Annotated in this window: 10 protein-coding genes and 1 tRNA gene; 5 read left to right on the top strand and 6 right to left on the bottom strand. The window is 68.7% G+C overall.

Annotated elements, in window-relative coordinates:
• Positions 1 to 124: 124 nt before the first annotated feature.
• Both ACLJN9_RS13880 and ACLJN9_RS13875 read right to left on the bottom strand, forming a co-directional pair.
• Positions 125 to 1,849: a polysaccharide lyase family protein gene (locus ACLJN9_RS13880; RefSeq protein ID WP_410811669.1), complete on the bottom strand. Its 1,725-nt coding sequence runs from the start codon at positions 1,847 to 1,849 to the stop codon at positions 125 to 127.
• Positions 1,850 to 1,891: 42 nt separating this feature from the next.
• Complete coding sequence (locus ACLJN9_RS13875; RefSeq protein WP_410811667.1) at positions 1,892 to 3,892, bottom strand: polysaccharide lyase family protein; 2,001 nt, start codon at positions 3,890 to 3,892, stop codon at positions 1,892 to 1,894.
• Between the two features lie 531 nt (positions 3,893 to 4,423).
• On the opposite strand from ACLJN9_RS13875, the gene ACLJN9_RS13870 reads away from it, so the two are divergent.
• Both ACLJN9_RS13870 and ACLJN9_RS13865 read left to right on the top strand, forming a co-directional pair.
• Complete coding sequence (locus ACLJN9_RS13870) at positions 4,424 to 5,788, top strand: alpha-L-fucosidase (RefSeq protein WP_410811665.1); 1,365 nt, start codon at positions 4,424 to 4,426, stop codon at positions 5,786 to 5,788.
• Between the two features lie 238 nt (positions 5,789 to 6,026).
• Positions 6,027 to 7,328 carry an ABC transporter substrate-binding protein gene (locus ACLJN9_RS13865; protein WP_410811664.1) on the top strand — a complete coding sequence of 434 codons (1,302 nt, stop codon included), beginning with the start codon at positions 6,027 to 6,029 and terminating at the stop codon, positions 7,326 to 7,328.
• Between the two features lie 510 nt (positions 7,329 to 7,838).
• On the opposite strand, the gene ACLJN9_RS13860 is transcribed toward ACLJN9_RS13865, so the two are convergent.
• From ACLJN9_RS13860 to ACLJN9_RS13845, 4 genes are all read right to left on the bottom strand, one after another.
• Positions 7,839 to 7,913: transfer RNA gene (locus ACLJN9_RS13860), tRNA-Arg, on the bottom strand.
• A 107-nt stretch (positions 7,914 to 8,020) separates the two neighbouring features.
• Positions 8,021 to 8,716 (bottom strand): winged helix-turn-helix domain-containing protein, encoded by a 696-nt coding sequence (locus tag ACLJN9_RS13855; protein ID WP_410811988.1) that lies wholly within the window; start codon positions 8,714 to 8,716, stop codon positions 8,021 to 8,023.
• A 233-nt stretch (positions 8,717 to 8,949) separates the two neighbouring features.
• Positions 8,950 to 9,621, bottom strand: a complete 672-nt coding sequence (locus ACLJN9_RS13850; protein WP_410811663.1) for a DUF305 domain-containing protein — start codon at positions 9,619 to 9,621, stop codon at positions 8,950 to 8,952.
• A gap of 8 nt (positions 9,622 to 9,629) precedes the next feature.
• The gene (locus ACLJN9_RS13845) at positions 9,630 to 10,427 is read right to left on the bottom strand and encodes a DUF3105 domain-containing protein (protein WP_410811662.1); all 798 of its coding nucleotides are present in this window, start codon (positions 10,425 to 10,427) and stop codon (positions 9,630 to 9,632) included.
• A 98-nt stretch (positions 10,428 to 10,525) separates the two neighbouring features.
• On the opposite strand from ACLJN9_RS13845, the gene argS reads away from it, so the two are divergent.
• Genes argS through ACLJN9_RS13830 form a run of 3 tightly spaced genes read left to right on the top strand, consistent with a single transcriptional unit; the run spans position 10,526 to position 14,913 of the window.
• Positions 10,526 to 12,193: an arginine--tRNA ligase gene (gene argS, locus ACLJN9_RS13840; RefSeq protein ID WP_410811661.1), complete on the top strand. Its 1,668-nt coding sequence runs from the start codon at positions 10,526 to 10,528 to the stop codon at positions 12,191 to 12,193.
• 6 nt (positions 12,194 to 12,199) lie between these two features.
• Complete coding sequence (lysA, locus tag ACLJN9_RS13835) at positions 12,200 to 13,585, top strand: diaminopimelate decarboxylase (protein ID WP_410811660.1); 1,386 nt, start codon at positions 12,200 to 12,202, stop codon at positions 13,583 to 13,585.
• A gap of 8 nt (positions 13,586 to 13,593) precedes the next feature.
• On the top strand, positions 13,594 to 14,913 hold the full coding sequence (locus tag ACLJN9_RS13830) for a homoserine dehydrogenase (protein WP_410811987.1): 1,320 nt from the start codon (positions 13,594 to 13,596) through the stop codon (positions 14,911 to 14,913).
• Positions 14,914 to 14,918: the final 5 nt, after the last annotated feature.

Here is a 14,918-nt window from a genome sequence, read left to right as displayed (position 1 = left end):
GCCACGGACCCGGCCCGGAGGACAACGAAGCTCCTGCGGACAACTGGTCCTGGCGCCAGCGTCCACAGGAGCTTCGTTGCCGACCCCGACCAGGACCTGACGGATCGTGCCGCCCGCCGTGGTCTCAGTCGGCGGCCAGGGCCACGGTGTCGTACATGTCGCCGCCACCGGCCGAGATGCCGTTGGCCCGCAGCGTGAGGGTGTTGGCGCCAACCGTGAGCGCGGACGCCGGGAAGTTCAGTGTGAAGCGGTGGTAGTAGCCGCTGGTGTTGGCGCTGCGATAGATGGCGCCGTCGTTGGCGTAGGTCGGGAAATCGCCGATCGAGGTGCCGTTGACGGCCGCCGTGATGTTGGGCGATCTGGTGGTCGCCGCGAGGGCCACGGTGAGGTGGCCGTTTCCGGCGTAGCTCTGGCCGAGGGTGAATTTCACCGTCCACGTGCCGGGTTTCGTCTGTGCGTAGTACCAGTCGTTGCGCGCGGTGCTCGATCCCACCGTGTAGGTGAGGTTCGCCGGCACCTGGTCGAACAGCCCGTACTGGCGGGGCTGGTCGCCGAGTCTGAACTCCCTGGCGGTGCGATCAGCCGTACCGATCTGCCAGAGCGGGTGGCCGTAGGTGGTCGGTGACCAGGTCAGCGTGCCGAGATTCGTGGTGCTACCGGAAACGGCTACGTTGTCGCGCTGGTACTGGTCGGTGACGGTGCCGATGGCACCACTCGCCGTGGAGCCGCCATTCGCGTACGCGTAGAGGCTGTAGCTGCCGGGCCGGACGTTGGGAATCCGGAACTGGCCGTTCGCGCCGGCCGTCGTCGAGTAGATGTAGTCGCGGCCCATGGCGTAGAGGTCGCCGCCCGGTTGCCCGAGTGTCACTGTCGCGCCGGCGGCCGGCTGGCCGTTTCGGAGGTTCAGCGTCCCGGTCACGGCGGTACGGCTCAGCGGGTAGCGCGGGTTGGCCAGCCAGGTGTACGGCCAGGCTGCGCGTTCCTGCGTTGCCCTCGCCCGGGCATCGGCGCTGTCACCGTTGTTGAAGTAGATCAGCCACGGGCCGTAGATCTTGCCGGCGGGGATCGCCACTGCCGGATTACCGAAATGGCTTGCGGACAGCATGCCGAGTGCGGTGGCGTCACCCGTGTTGCTCTCCAGGTGGACCATCAGCTCCTGCTTCATCGGTCCACCGTTGTTGTACTCGTGACTGGCCGGAATGACCCAGACGCCGTATCCGTTCCCGGACAGCCCGTGGAAGAGGTCCTCCGACTGCAGCGTCGCCCAGTCGTACTTCGTGTACACCGTTCCGTTCGGAAGTCGGTAGGTGCTGTCCTGCAGCACCGTGGCGTTCTGGATGTCGCCGAGCGTCGGCAACGTGCCGGAACGCAGCGAGTTGGCGCCGACGCGGAAGATCGAGCCGTCGAGGCGGTAGACGCTGCGGAACTCGCCGGGCGCCCCGATCCCGGCGGACGTGACGAAGTACGAGTAGATCCCGTTGACCCCGCTGCGCATCACGTAGTGCTGTTCACCCCGCGGTCCCACGTAGGCGATGTCTGCCAGCTGGATGGTGTTGGTGACAACGGTCAGCTTCGTGGGTGCGAGGCCGGCGGCTCCACCATCGAAGTCGGTGTAGAAACCGGCCGCCTTGCCGATCAACTCCCGGCCGTTGGCGACCAGGGAGTTCGCGGCACCCTTCGCGTTGAACGTGACCGTGTAGGCCCCGGTCGTCATCGTCGCGGTCATGCCGGACACGGTCAGTTTGACGTCGCTGCTCGCGGCGGAGGACGACGGCGCGACGGCCGCACCCGCGGCAAAGGCGACCAGTGCGCAGCCTGTGGAGAACGAGAGGCGGAGGAAACGGCGCATTCCAAAGGGCATGGTGGTCTCCGATGTGTGGACGTGTGCCTGTTACGGACGGACCTGAAGGCGGATGACGTCGTACATGACCCCGCCGATCGGCTCCATCCAGTTGTCCACGGTGTTGGCGCGGGTCCGCGGCGCCAGCGGCGCGCGTACCGGGGTCAGGGTGATGATGTTCTCGCCAGGCCGGATCGACGTCGCCGGAAAGACGACGGGTGCGAGCTGCCGGTAGATCCCCCGGCACGCCAGTCGGTAGGACGACGCGTCGCCCAGGTTGCCCGGCAGCGGGTCGAAGCTGGCGAGTGTCGTGCCGTTCAGCGCGATTCTCAGCGTGCCGAAGACCGAGCCGGCGAGTGCGATGTCGAGCGTGGCGGTGCCCGCCGTGTAGCCGTTCGAGTCGAACCGGATCCGCCACGTCGTCAGGGAGTAGTCCGGTGTCGTCCCGCGCCGCTGAAGTTGCAACGGCGTTCCGGGGGTGCGGTAGCAGGGCTGGAAGTAGTTCCACTTCACGGCCGGGTCGTCGACCCCGACTCGGAAGTCGACGCCGTTGGGAAACTCGTACGGATACTCGAGCCAGGCCAGTTGGCTGCGGAAACCGTCCGGGCCGCCGGGGATGTGGAACTCCTCGGCCGACCGGTTCGGTGACCCGATCTGCCACAGCGTCTGACCACTGCTCACCGGCGTCCACGTCAGGTTGCCGATGGTGACCTGCGGGCCGCTCGGAATGGTGACGTTTCTCTTCTTGTACTCACCGAGCACGCCGTCCACGAAAGCCGTCACCGTGTAGGTGCCGGGGCGGACGCCAGGCACCCTGAACGTCCCCGAACTGTCGGCCCGTGCGCTGTAGACGTAGTCCAGCGTCCGGTACTGCCAGTCGTCGCCGGAGAGGGTGACGCCCTGATACTGCCGGTCCGCGCCGGTCGTCGACAGGACCACCCAGGCGCCATTCGGGGAGGCGCCGCCCGCTATCGCCAGCTTGCCGGTCACCGTCGAACGCGCGTTCGCCGCGTACAGCGGATCGGAAACCCATCGGTACGGCCACTTCGCCTGCTCCCGGGACGCAGCCACCTTGGCATCGGCCCACATCGCGGCGACATTCGCCCTCGGGTCGGTGCCCGAGGCCTCGTTCACGTGCAGGTAGAACGGGCCGTACGCCTTCTGCCAGCCCTTCGCCGGTTCCAGGTCGGGCGTGCCGTAGTGCGACGTGAACGGGTGCCACAGCAGGATCTCGCCGTTGTTGTAGTCGTGGCAGGTCAGTTCCTGCTTCGTTGGTCCACCGGCGAAGTACTCCTTGCTGGCCTGCACCATCGACAGACCGAGCTTGCCATTGGAGATCATGAAGACAGCACTGTCGCCCTCGAGGTCGCTGCTGTTCTGGTACTTCGACCAGATCTCGCCGTTCGGCAGTTCGTACGTGGAGTCCTGCAGCGTGACCCACCGCGTGGAGTCCTGGACGGATGGCCGCTGCTGGACGCCCCGCGCGTCGTCGACGATGAAGTACGTGAAGGACGGATCGCCGGCGGCGAACGCGTACCGAAGTTGTTGGATCGCCAGCCCGTTCGGCATGTTGCTCGGATATCCGAAGACCATGTAGCAGTAGAGCCCGGTCATTCCCCGCTCCATGGCCATGTGCACGTCGACCGCGAAGGGGAGCGTTGCCGGGTTGTTGGTCGTCATCGCGATCTCGACCCGGTCGGGCGTCTGCTGGACGATTCGGTACGAGGCGCCCGACAGCCCTTTGGAGGACCGCGTCGTGCCCAGGTGGTAGTCGAAGGTGGTGTAGCCCCCTCCGCTGGAACCACCGACCAGGTTGAACCCGGCGTTGCCGCGGGTGCTACCGATCAGGCGGACACTGGTGATCCGGGCGGTGGCCTTGGTGACGACGACGCTGAGCAGTCCGTTGCTCAATGTGACCGTGGAGCCGCTGTCGACGAGTGAGACCGCGGGGTCGGCGGCCAGTGCCGACCCCGGAAGGCATGCCGCCCCGGCTGCGGCGGCCAGAACGCCGAGCGCCGAGCGGCGTGAGAGTTGCCCTGGATCTGTCGCCATGGATCCTCCTCGGGTAGAGCGCTGTTCGACGGGGGTGGTGTGCGGTGTGTGCGCCGGAGCGTGGGACAGGGGAAGGCGGCTTCGATTCAGCCCTGCGCTCGACCTGAGCCCCGGCCAACGGAGCGTTTTGTTGAAACGGTTCAGGTTTCGACAGTGTTGCGGCCGTCACACTGGAAGTCAATGTTGTCCGATGTATGGATTCGACGACTGCATTGTTTGACCGGATTAAGGCAGTATCACTACCGTCGAGCAATCGGAAACCTTGACATATTCATAAACTGCCCCTAGCATGGCTTGACCGTTTCTGAAACGGTTCATAAAAGCCGTAGGGCTGGTTCCACGGCGTTGTGCTGATGATCCCGGACGCGGCGACCGCCGGTGTCCGCTCCGGCTGGACGGAGCGGATCGTGGCCAGGCGGGTCGTCGGCCAGCGGTCCGAATGGTGAGTGCAGGACATCTCGTCGCAGCGGCAGGATGATCACATCGAGGTGATCCGCCGCGGTCGGTCGATCACAGGAAGGCTAGCCCGGTATGACAGACGACAGGTTTCCGCGAGAAGTGCCAGCCTGGTACCGCGATGCGAAGTTCGGCATCATGATCCACTGGGGGCTCTACTCGGTGCCGGCATGGGCGCCGCTCGACGACGAGGTGGTGAGCCTGCTCGGCGACGGCCGCACCGCCCCGGTCGTCGACAGCGAGGTCGACCCGTTGGCCCGGCACTCCTACGCGGAGTGGTACCAGAACACCTACCTCCTCGATGGCCCGACCCGTGCACACCATCGCGAGACCTACGGGGACCGGTCCTACGCCGACTTCCGCTCCGAGTTCGAGGACTCCGTCAGGAGTTGGGACCCGGCTCCGTGGGCGGACCTGTGCGCCGCGTCGGGTGCCCGGTACGTCGTTCCGGTCAGCAAACATCACGACGGCTTCCTGCTGTGGCCCTCGTCGACACCCAACCCGACCGTGCCCGACTGGTCGACGGCACGCGATGTCATCGGCGAACTCGCCACCGCGGTACGCACGGTGGGGCTGCGCTACGGGGTCTACTACTCCGGGGGCCTGGACTGGACGTTCGGCAACCTGCCGATCCGGCGGATGGCCGACATTCCGGACGGCGTGCCAACCTCGCCGGAGTACGCCCGCTACGTCGACGCGCACTGGCGCGAGCTGATCGAGCGTTACCGCCCCAGCATGCTCTGGAACGACATCGGCTACCCACGTGCGGGTGACCCGCACGAGCTGATCGACGACTACTACACCCAGGTTCCCGACGGGGTGGTCAACGATCGCTTCGAAGCCAAGACCTGTGACGTACAGACACCGGAGTACCGGCTCCGCGTGGACATCGACCCCGTGGTCTGGGAAACCGTTCGTGGGCTCGGGCTCTCGTTCGGTTGGAACCGGCAGGAGACGGCAGAACAACTGCTCTCCAGCACGGAGCTGGTCCACCTTCTCGCGGACGTGGTGAGCAAGAACGGCAACCTCCTACTCGGTATCACCCCGGACGATCGGGGCGTGATCCCTGGCGAGCAGGCGGAAACCCTCCGCACGCTCGGTCGATGGCTCTCCACGTACGGCGAGGCCATCTACGACACCCGGCCCTGGCACACCGCCGAGGCGGTCACCGGCGACGGAGTTCCGGTGCGCTTCACTCAGCGGGACGACACGCTGTACGCCATCGTGTTGGGCACCCCCGGCCGGCACCTGACCATTCCCGGGCTGGAGCTCGGCCCGGGCGCCCGTGCGCGCATCCTCGGCGCGGACGCGGACACGGACGTTGCGGTCCGTTCCGGTACCGACGGTGTCGACTTCACGCTCGGCGCGTTGCCCGACTCACCCGCCCAGGTCCTGGCCATCGAACCCGCGGATCAGGTCAGCCTCACGCGGGCGGCCTGACCGGGCTGGGCTGCCCTTCCTCGGGCTTTCTGACACGTCCTTGCAGGACCTTCTGCCGTCGCCAGTCCATTGTGGATGGACTCCGCAACGATGCGGACACATGCACGTAACGCGGCCTTGACAAGGCAACGGGGTGGCCCTAGCGTCCGGGCTAATTAAATCGTTTCAGCTGATTGGTAGCCACAAGATTCGCACGATCTCGCTGAACTCCATGCGCACCGCGAAGGAGAAGTCAAGCATGCTCAAGGCTCTGCGCGCCGCACGAACGGCGCGAGTCGTCGCAGTCGCGGCGTCGGCACTGTTGGCGCTGCCGCTTGCCGCGTGCAGCGGCGGCGACGATTCGAAGGACACGGGTCCGGTCACCCTGCAGTTCGCCTGGTGGGGCAACGACGGGCGAGCCAAGGTCACCGAGCAGGCGATCGACCTGTTCGAGAAGAAGTACCCGAACATCAAGGTCAACACCTCGTTCGGGGGCTTCGACGCCTACTTCCAGAAGCTGTCCACGCAGATCGCTGGCGGCGACGCCCCTGACGTGGTGCAGATGGACCGCGCCTTCCTGCGCGAGTACGCCGACCGCCAGGCCCTTCTAGACCTGACGAAGTACATCAGCGACGGCACGCTCAAGGTCGGCGACATCACCCCGACGCTGCTGCCGGCCGGCAAGGTCGGCGACGCGACGTACGCGATCCCGATCGCGCAGAACACCCAGGGCATCTTCTACGACGCGGCGGCGTGGAGCAAGGCTGGTGTCGAGGCGCCGAAGCCGGACTGGACCTGGGAGGACCTGCGCGCCGCGGGACAGAAGCTCGGCCAGGCCGGCGGCAAGGTCGCCGGGTTCGGCGACTTCGGCTTCGCCATCGACTGGTTCGACATCTGGCTGCGCCAACGCGGTAAGCAGATCTACACCGACGAGGGCAAGCTCGGCTTCACCCAGGAGGACCTGGTCCAGTTCTGGACCTTCACCGACGGGCTCCGCAAGACGCCCGGCGTGTTGGCGCCGCCCTCGCTGACCACCCAGCTGGACGGATCCGTCGCGAACTCTTCGCTCATCAAGAAGGGTGTCACTGCCGAGGTCAACTACGACTCCGGTTTCACGCCGATGGTGGCCGCCTACGGCAGCCCGCTGGCTATCGCACCCATGCCCAGCGACACGGACAAGCGCGGCATGATCGCCGCGATGGCCATGGCCTACAGCGTCGCGAAGCGCAGCGAACATCCCAAGCAGGCGGCGATGCTCGTGGACTTCCTCATCAACGACCAGGAGGCGGGCAAGGTGCTGGCGGTCTCCCGCGGTATGCCAGCCAACAGCAAGGTCCGCGACACGCTCGCCGCGTCCCTGTCACCGACGGACAAGCTGGTCTACGAGTTCGAGAGTTCCGTGACCGACAAGTTGCTGCCCACACCGGCACCCCAGCCGAAGGGTGGCGGCGCGATCAAGACCGAGTTCCAGCGCGTGTACGACGACATCATCTTCGGTCGGGCCGACGTGTCCAGCGGTGCCAAGCGACTGATCGACGAGGCCAACAACCAGCTCAGTTAAGCCTAGGCAGCAAATGGGATCCCCGGCTGCTCCTGTGGGCGTGGTGGGACGGCCAGCGTCTGACGATCTCGCATCTGACGCGATGCGGGGTCGGGACGTTGGCCGTTGCCGCTCGGCGACCACGGGACACGAGGTCGATGAGGGTAGGTCGCGGTCGTCCTCAACGAGGAAGCCCAGGACGGCATCTCTGCTGGTCCTGGGCTTCGTCGGAGGCCAGGAGACGGTATCCGTGAGCCGATTCGGCGGACATCACCGGGCAGCAGGATGACCGGTTTTCGGTGGCCCCGTGGGTGCTTACCCGTGCGGCAGCCCGCCAACGCACCACGCCCGTCCACAACGCCGGCGTCCGGCCCCGCGCGGTGATCACGCTCGATCAAGGATGCAGTGGTATCGCAGTCGGAAGGAGGCCACTACATCCTGGATCGAGCACGATCACGCTGCGGTTTCCGCAGGTGAGTCGAGCGGCGATGATGATTCCGGAGTTGGACGTTACTCATGTCCGTGTACAAATGGTGCCCCCGGCAGGATTCGAACCTGCGCCACCGCCTCCGGAGGGCGGTGCTCTATCCCCTGAGCTACGGGGGCTCAGCGACGGGAGAAGAGTAGCAAACCCCCTTCCCCGTCGCCGAACCAGTATCTGGAGGCCCGACCGGGTTGCCGGCCATCCTGCCGTCCTGACCCGTCCGCGGCGGTCAGGCCGCGGCCATCGCCCGGCCGCAGCTGGGCAGGGGGTGCAGCACGATCCGTCGGGGGAGCCGGCGGGGCCACTCGTTGCGTGGCCAGGAGCCGTCGATGATCAGGTGTACGGTGCGCTGCTCCTCGCCGCTGAGTCGCAGCACGAAGTCGCGGGGGAGCGGCGGGTCGACCGTCGGTGTTGTGATCATGAAGCGCACCCGGCCACGGGACGAGACGGCGGAGATGACGTCCGCCGCCGGCATGGTGCCGCGCAACCGCACCCGCCCGATCCAGTAGACCTCGGCGAGGTGTTCCTGAGCAGCCCGGGTGATCGCCGGGTACTCACTGCGGACCCAGCGTTCGACAGCGCTGACGCAGAGCCCGCAGGCCCGCTCGCGCGGCTCCCGCGGACCCAACCCCCAGGCCCGCAGGTACGCCCCGACCGCTCCGGCGTCCAGCGGCAGATCGAACCGGCGCTGGATGAGCGTGGTGAGGCTCTGCCGCGTCCACAACTCCTCGTCCAGGCCGAACTCGTCCGGGTGGACCCCCCGCAGCGTGTCGATCAGTTCGAGTTCCTGTTCGCGGCTGAGCAATCCCGGCTCGCCCTGCCGCTGTCCGCGACGGACGGCTGCCACCGCCCCGTCACCGCCGATGGTGTGGCGCCGGCACCAGCTGGTGACCGAACGCCGTGCGTCTCTGAGTGCAACCCCCACGTCCTGCGCAACGAGCCCGAATCGCAACTGGTCACGATATGTGCGGAGAAAACTCTCCAAACAACGTAATCGGTTGTCCCGCGCAAAACGCCCACAAGGGGCGTCGGTGCGTGTCCGAAGGCGCCGGCGCCGCTGACGCCGCCAGCGGCGTGACCGCCACCGTGACAGGACGCGGGCCCGCGTCCCGCCTGCTCACGGCGGTGACGCGGGCCCGGGTGCGCCCGTCCGGTGGATCAGCCCTTGGCCTGCTCCTGGAGTTGCCGGAGATTGTTCAGCTCGCTCTGCTGGGTGGACTTCATGGTCTGCGCCACCCGAAGCACCTCGGCGTTGTCCGTCTCGTCGAGGGCCGCGTCGATCATGTGGATGCCACCCAGGTGGTGGTTGATCATCAGGTCGAGGAACTGGCGGTCGACCTCGATGCCCTTGGCGTCGCGCAGCGCGGCCATCTGCTGCGGGGTGGCCATGCCCGGCATCAGCCCGTCCTTGACTGTGGCGCCGTCGGACATCCACGACATCGGCGGCGTCGACCCGGTCGGGCTCAGCTTCCACTCCCGCAGCCAGGTCTGCATGGCCCCGATCTCGCCCTGCTGACCGGTGGCGATGTCCACGGCTATCTGCCGCACCTCGGGCAGCGTCGCCGACCGGTAGGCGAGCAGACTCATCTCCACCGCCTGTGCGTGGTGCGTCGTCATGTCCCGCGCGAAGCCCGCCTCGACCGAGTCGTCACCGGGTCGGGTGAGCCCCGGGGTGAGCAGACCGCCGGCGTACCCGAGCAGCAGGCCCACCACCAGCATGGCGGCCAACGCCAGCAGGCCGTAGCGCCCCGCCGGGGCACGGCCGCCCCTGTCCGGGGCGGCCGTCTCCTCGTCGTGCTCGCTGTCGGTGGTGGCGGCGGGAGCAGTCATCGCGGTCCTTACTGGGTGGGCTGCTGCTGGAGGTCACGCGGCGTGGTGCCGGTGGCGGTGATGCCCGTGTTGCAGAGTGCGGTCGGACCCTCGGTGGAGGCGTTCACCCGCAGGTCCTTGATGAACTCGTCGATCCGCTTGTCGTCGGCGTTGTCGACCTTGAGCTGGTAGCCCCACGCCTGGAGCGAGATCGGCTTGTCCAGCCCCTCGTACGGACTCATCAGCGTCTTCTCGACGCCGCGCACCTTGCCGGCGAGCTTGTCGATCTGGTCCTGTGGCAGGCCCGGGCGGTAGGTGATCCAGACGGCGCCGTGCTCCAGGCTGTGCACCGCGTTCTCGCTGGCGATCGGGGCGTCGTACACGTCGCCCATGCAGTTCTGCCAGGCGGCGTTGTGCACCCCGCCCACCGGCGGCGAGTACTTGTACTTCAGGGGGCCGGATTCGTGCTTCTCGTACTTCAAGCTGTCCGGATCCGACTTGCGGATGTTGGCGATGCCGTCGATGGCGTTGGCCTTCTTGTCCCACGGCTTCGCGCCCTGGAACGAGGCCCATGCGCCGTACCCGATGATGCCGACCGCGAGGACGCCCACGGCCACGAAGAGCGCGATCGGGCCCCAGGCCCGGCCCTGGCTCACCTTGACCGGGGTGATCGGCTTGCGGGGGCCCTTGCCACCGGCCCGCGGAGTGCCCGCCGGCTTTCCGGAACCGGCCTTGACGTCGGTCGCCGGCCGGCCCGCGGCCGGCTTCTTGCCGGTGCTGACCACGGTCGGGCGGCGCTCAGGGCCGCCCGGGGTGCTGATGCTCATCGTGCCTCGTCAGGTCGGTCGGTCAGGGGAGGTGGCGGGCCAGGTGATGCGCAGGGTCGCCGCCGAATGCCCGAGTCTACCCCCGATAACATGGTTCGGTGACTCCTGCAGAACTAGCCTCGGTCGTCCTCACCGCTGCCCACGCCGTCTTCGTCGAGCGCGGCCTGGACCGCGCCGCGCTGCCGGAGCGTACGGCGGTGGAGCGACCGCGTAACCCCGAGCACGGCGACTACGCCTCCACGCTCGCCCTGCAGTTGAGCAAGAAGGTGGGCGTCGCGCCGCGCGAACTGGCCACCGCCCTGGCCGACGAGCTGGGCCGGGCGCCCGGTGTCAAGTCCGTGGAGATCGCCGGGCCGGGCTTCCTCAACATCCGGCTGGACGCGGCCGCCGCCGGCCAGCTCGCCCGGGTGATCGTCGAGGCCGGGGCGGAGTACGGGCGCAGCGACCGGCTCGCCGGCGAGAAGATCAACCTGGAGTTCGTCTCGGCCAACCCGACCGGCCCGGTGCACATCGGTGGCGTCCGCTGGGCGGCCGTCGGTGACGCGCTCAGCCGGCTGCTGCGGGCCACCGGCGCCCAGGTGGGCACGGAGTACTACTTCAACGACGCCGGATCGCAGATCGACCGGTTCGCCCGCTCGCTGCTCGCCGCCGCTAAGGGCGAGTCCGCGCCGGAGGACGGCTACGGCGGGGCGTACATCGGTGAGATCGCCGCCGAGGTGCAGGCCCGCCGCCCGGACGTGTCGACCATGGCCGACGATGCCGCCCAGGAGGTCTTCCGGGTCGAGGGCGTCGCGCTGATGTTCGACGAGATCCGCTCCTCGCTGCGCGACTTCGGGGTGGAGTTCGACACCTACTTCAACGAGAAGGACCTGCACGACCGGGGTGAACTGGACCTCGCCCTGGCCCGGCTGCGCGAGCAGGGTCACCTCTACGAGGCCGAGGGCGCCACCTGGCTGCGCACCACCGACTTCGGCGACGACAAGGACCGGGTGCTGCGCAAGTCCAACGGCGAGTGGACCTACTTCGCCGCGGACTGCGCCTACTACCTCGACAAGCGCGAGCGCGGCTTCGAGCGGGTCGTGATCATGCTGGGCGCCGACCACCACGGCTACATCGGCCGGATGAGGGCCATGGCCGCCTGCTTCGGCGACGACCCGGACCGCAACCTGGAGATCCTCATCGGGCAGCTGGTCAGCCTCCTGCGGGACGGCGCCCCGCTGCGTATGAGCAAGCGTGCCGGAAACGTGATCACCCTCGAGGACCTGGTCGAGGCGATCGGCGTGGACGCCTCCCGGTACGCGCTGGCCCGCTACTCCAGCGACTCCCCGATCGACATCGACATCGAGCTGTGGACCCGGGCCACCCGCGACAATCCGGTCTACTACGTGCAGTACGTCGCCGCCCGGACGGCCGGCGTGGCCCGCAACGCAGCCGAGGTGGGGCTGGTCCAGGGCGGCGCGGGCGACTTCCGCCCCGAGCTGCTCGGGCACGAGAAGGAGAACGAGCTGCTCAAGGCGCTGGCCGAGTTCCCCGCGGTGGTGGCCACGGCCGCCGAGTTGCGGGAGCCACACCGGGTGGCCCGCTACCTGGAGGAGAGCGTGGCGGCGTCCTTCCACCGGTTCTACGACAACTGCCGGGTCCTGCCGTTGGGCGACGAAGAGGTCACCGACCTGCACCGGGCCCGGCTCTGGCTCAACAACGCCACCCGCACGGTGATCGCCAACGGGCTCTACCTGCTGGGTGTCTCCGCTCCCGAGAGGATGTAGTCCCTGATGCGTGCTCATGAGGCCGGTGCGCTGCACGCGGACATCAGCAACCGGGGGCCGGCCTGGCTGCGTACCCCGGAGGATGTCAACGCCCTGGTGCCGGCGCTGTGGCCGCGCAACGTGACGCGCGGCGCCGACGGCGCCGTCGCCGTCGCGGGCCTGGGCGTCCGCGACCTGGCGGCCGAATTCGGGACCCCGGTGTACGTGCTGGACGAGGACGACCTGCGGTCACGGTGCCGGGACTTCCGGGCCGCCTTCCCGACCGCGGACATCTTCTACGCCGGCAAGGCGTTCCTCTGCCGCGCCGTGGTCCGGATGATCGCCGAGGAGGGGCTGCACCTCGACGTCTGCAGCGGCGGCGAGCTGGCCACGGCGCTGGCGGCGGGGATGCCGCCGGAGCGGATCGGTTTCCACGGCAACAACAAGTCGGTGTCCGAGCTGAGCCGGGCACTGGACGCCGGGGTGGGGCGGATCATCGTCGACTCGTTTTCCGAGATCGACCGGCTGACCGCCCTGGCCCGCGAGCGGGGGGTCCGCCCCCGGGTGCTGGTACGCGTCACCGTCGGGGTGGAGGCGCACACCCACGAGTTCATCGCCACCGCCCACGAGGACCAGAAGTTCGGCTTCTCGCTGGCCGGCGGCACCGCCGCGGCGGCCGCCTTCAGGATCCTCGACGAGGGTGTGCTGGAGCTGCGTGGGCTGCACTCGCACATCGGCTCCCAGATCTTCGACGCCAGCGGCTTCGAGGTCTCGGCACGCCGGGTGCTCGCCCTGCAGGCGCAGATCCGCGACGCGCGCGGAGTGGAACTGCCCGAGCTGGACCTGGGCGGGGGTTTCGGCATCGCGTACACCAGCCAGGACGACCCGGCCGCTCCGCAGGACCTGGCCAAGCGACTGCACAAGATCGTCGACTCGGAGTGCGCGGCGGAGAACCTGGCCGTGCCGCACCTGTCGATCGAGCCGGGCCGGGCCATCGTCGGGCCGGCCGTGTTCACCCTGTACGAGGTCGGCACGGTCAAGGACCTCGACGGCATCCGGACGTACGTCAGCGTCGACGGCGGGATGAGCGACAACATCCGCACCGCGCTCTACGACGCGTCCTACTCGGCGACGCTCGCCTCCCGGGCCTCGACCGCGCAGCCGTTGCTCGCCCGCGTGGTGGGAAAGCACTGTGAGTCCGGGGACATCGTGGTGAAGGATGAATTCCTGCCCGCCGACGTGCAGCCCGGAGATCTTGTCGCCGTGCCCGGCACCGGCGCCTACTGCCGCAGCATGGCCAGCAACTACAACCACGTACCCCGGCCGCCGGTGGTCGCGGTGCGCAACGGCCAGGCGCGCCTGATCGTCCGGCGGGAGACCGAAGAGGACCTGCTCGCCTTGGATGTGGGATGACGTCACCTGTGCGCTTGGCACTGCTCGGCTGCGGCACCGTCGGTCAGGAGGTGGTCCGGCTGCTGCACGCGCAGGCGGCCGACCTGACCGCCCGGATCGGCGCTCCACTGGAGATCGCGGGCATCGCCGTCCGGCGGCTCGGCCGCGACCGTGGTGACCTGCCGGTCGACCCCGCCCTGTTCACCACCGACGCGCTCGGCCTGATCAAACGCGACGACGTGGACGTGGTGATCGAGGTGGTCGGCGGCATCGAGCCGGCCCGAGGGTGGCTGGTCGAGGCGCTGCGCGCCGGCAAGAGCGTGGTCACCGCCAACAAGGCGCTGCTCGCCGAGGACGGCGTGGCACTGCACGAGGCGGCGGCCGAGGGTGGCGGCGATCTCTACTACGAGGCGTCCGTGGCCGGGGCCATCCCGCTGCTGCGTCCGCTGCGCGAGTCACTGCACGGAGACCGGATCAACCGGGTCACGGGCATCGTCAACGGCACCACCAACTTCATCCTCTCCGCGATGGACGCCACCGGCGCCGGCTTCGCCGAGGCCCTCGAAGAGGCCACCGAGCTGGGGTACGCAGAGGCCGACCCGACCGCCGACGTGGAGGGCTTCGACGCGGCGGCCAAGGCGGCGATCCTCGCCTCGTTGGCGTTCCACACCCGGGTTGGCGCCGCCGACGTGCACCGGGAGGGCATCACCGAGGTCACCGCCGCGGACGTGGCCAGCGCCCAGGCGATGGGCTGCACGATCAAGCTGCTCTGCATCGCGGCCCGCGGTGTCGACCCGGCCGGCCGGGAGACGGTCAGCGTCCGGGTGCACCCGGCGATGATCCCGCGCAGCCACCCGTTGGCCAGCGTCGGCGACGCGTTCAACGCGGTCTTCGTCGAGGCGGACGCCGCCGGGCAGTTGATGTTCTACGGCCGGGGTGCGGGTGGTGCGCCGACCGCGAGCGCGGTGCTCGGCGACGTGGTGGCGGTGGCCCGCAACCGGCTCGCCGGGGTGCGGGCGGCCAGCGAGAGCGCGTACGCCGACCTGGCGGTCCGGCCGATGGGTGAGGCGCTGACCCGCTACCACGTCAGCCTGGACGTGGCCGACCGTCCGGGTGTGCTGGCCGCGGTCGCCGGCGTGTTCGCCCGGCACGACGTGTCGATCGCGACCGTCCGGCAGGGCTCGGCGGGCGGGTCGAGCGGCGCCGCCGGCCGGGCCGGTGACGCCGAGCTGGTCATCGTCACCCACGTGGCACCGGACGCCGCGCTCGCCGCGACGGTGGGCGAGCTGCGTGGTCTGGACATCGTCCGGTCGGTGACCAGTGTGCTGCGGGTCGAGGGCGGCGTCTGAGTCGT

It is taken from the genome of Micromonospora sp. 067-2 (assembly GCF_046549295.1).
Classification (GTDB): Bacteria; Actinomycetota; Actinomycetes; order Mycobacteriales; family Micromonosporaceae; genus Micromonospora.
This window is presented reverse-complemented; position numbering and strand designations above follow the sequence as displayed.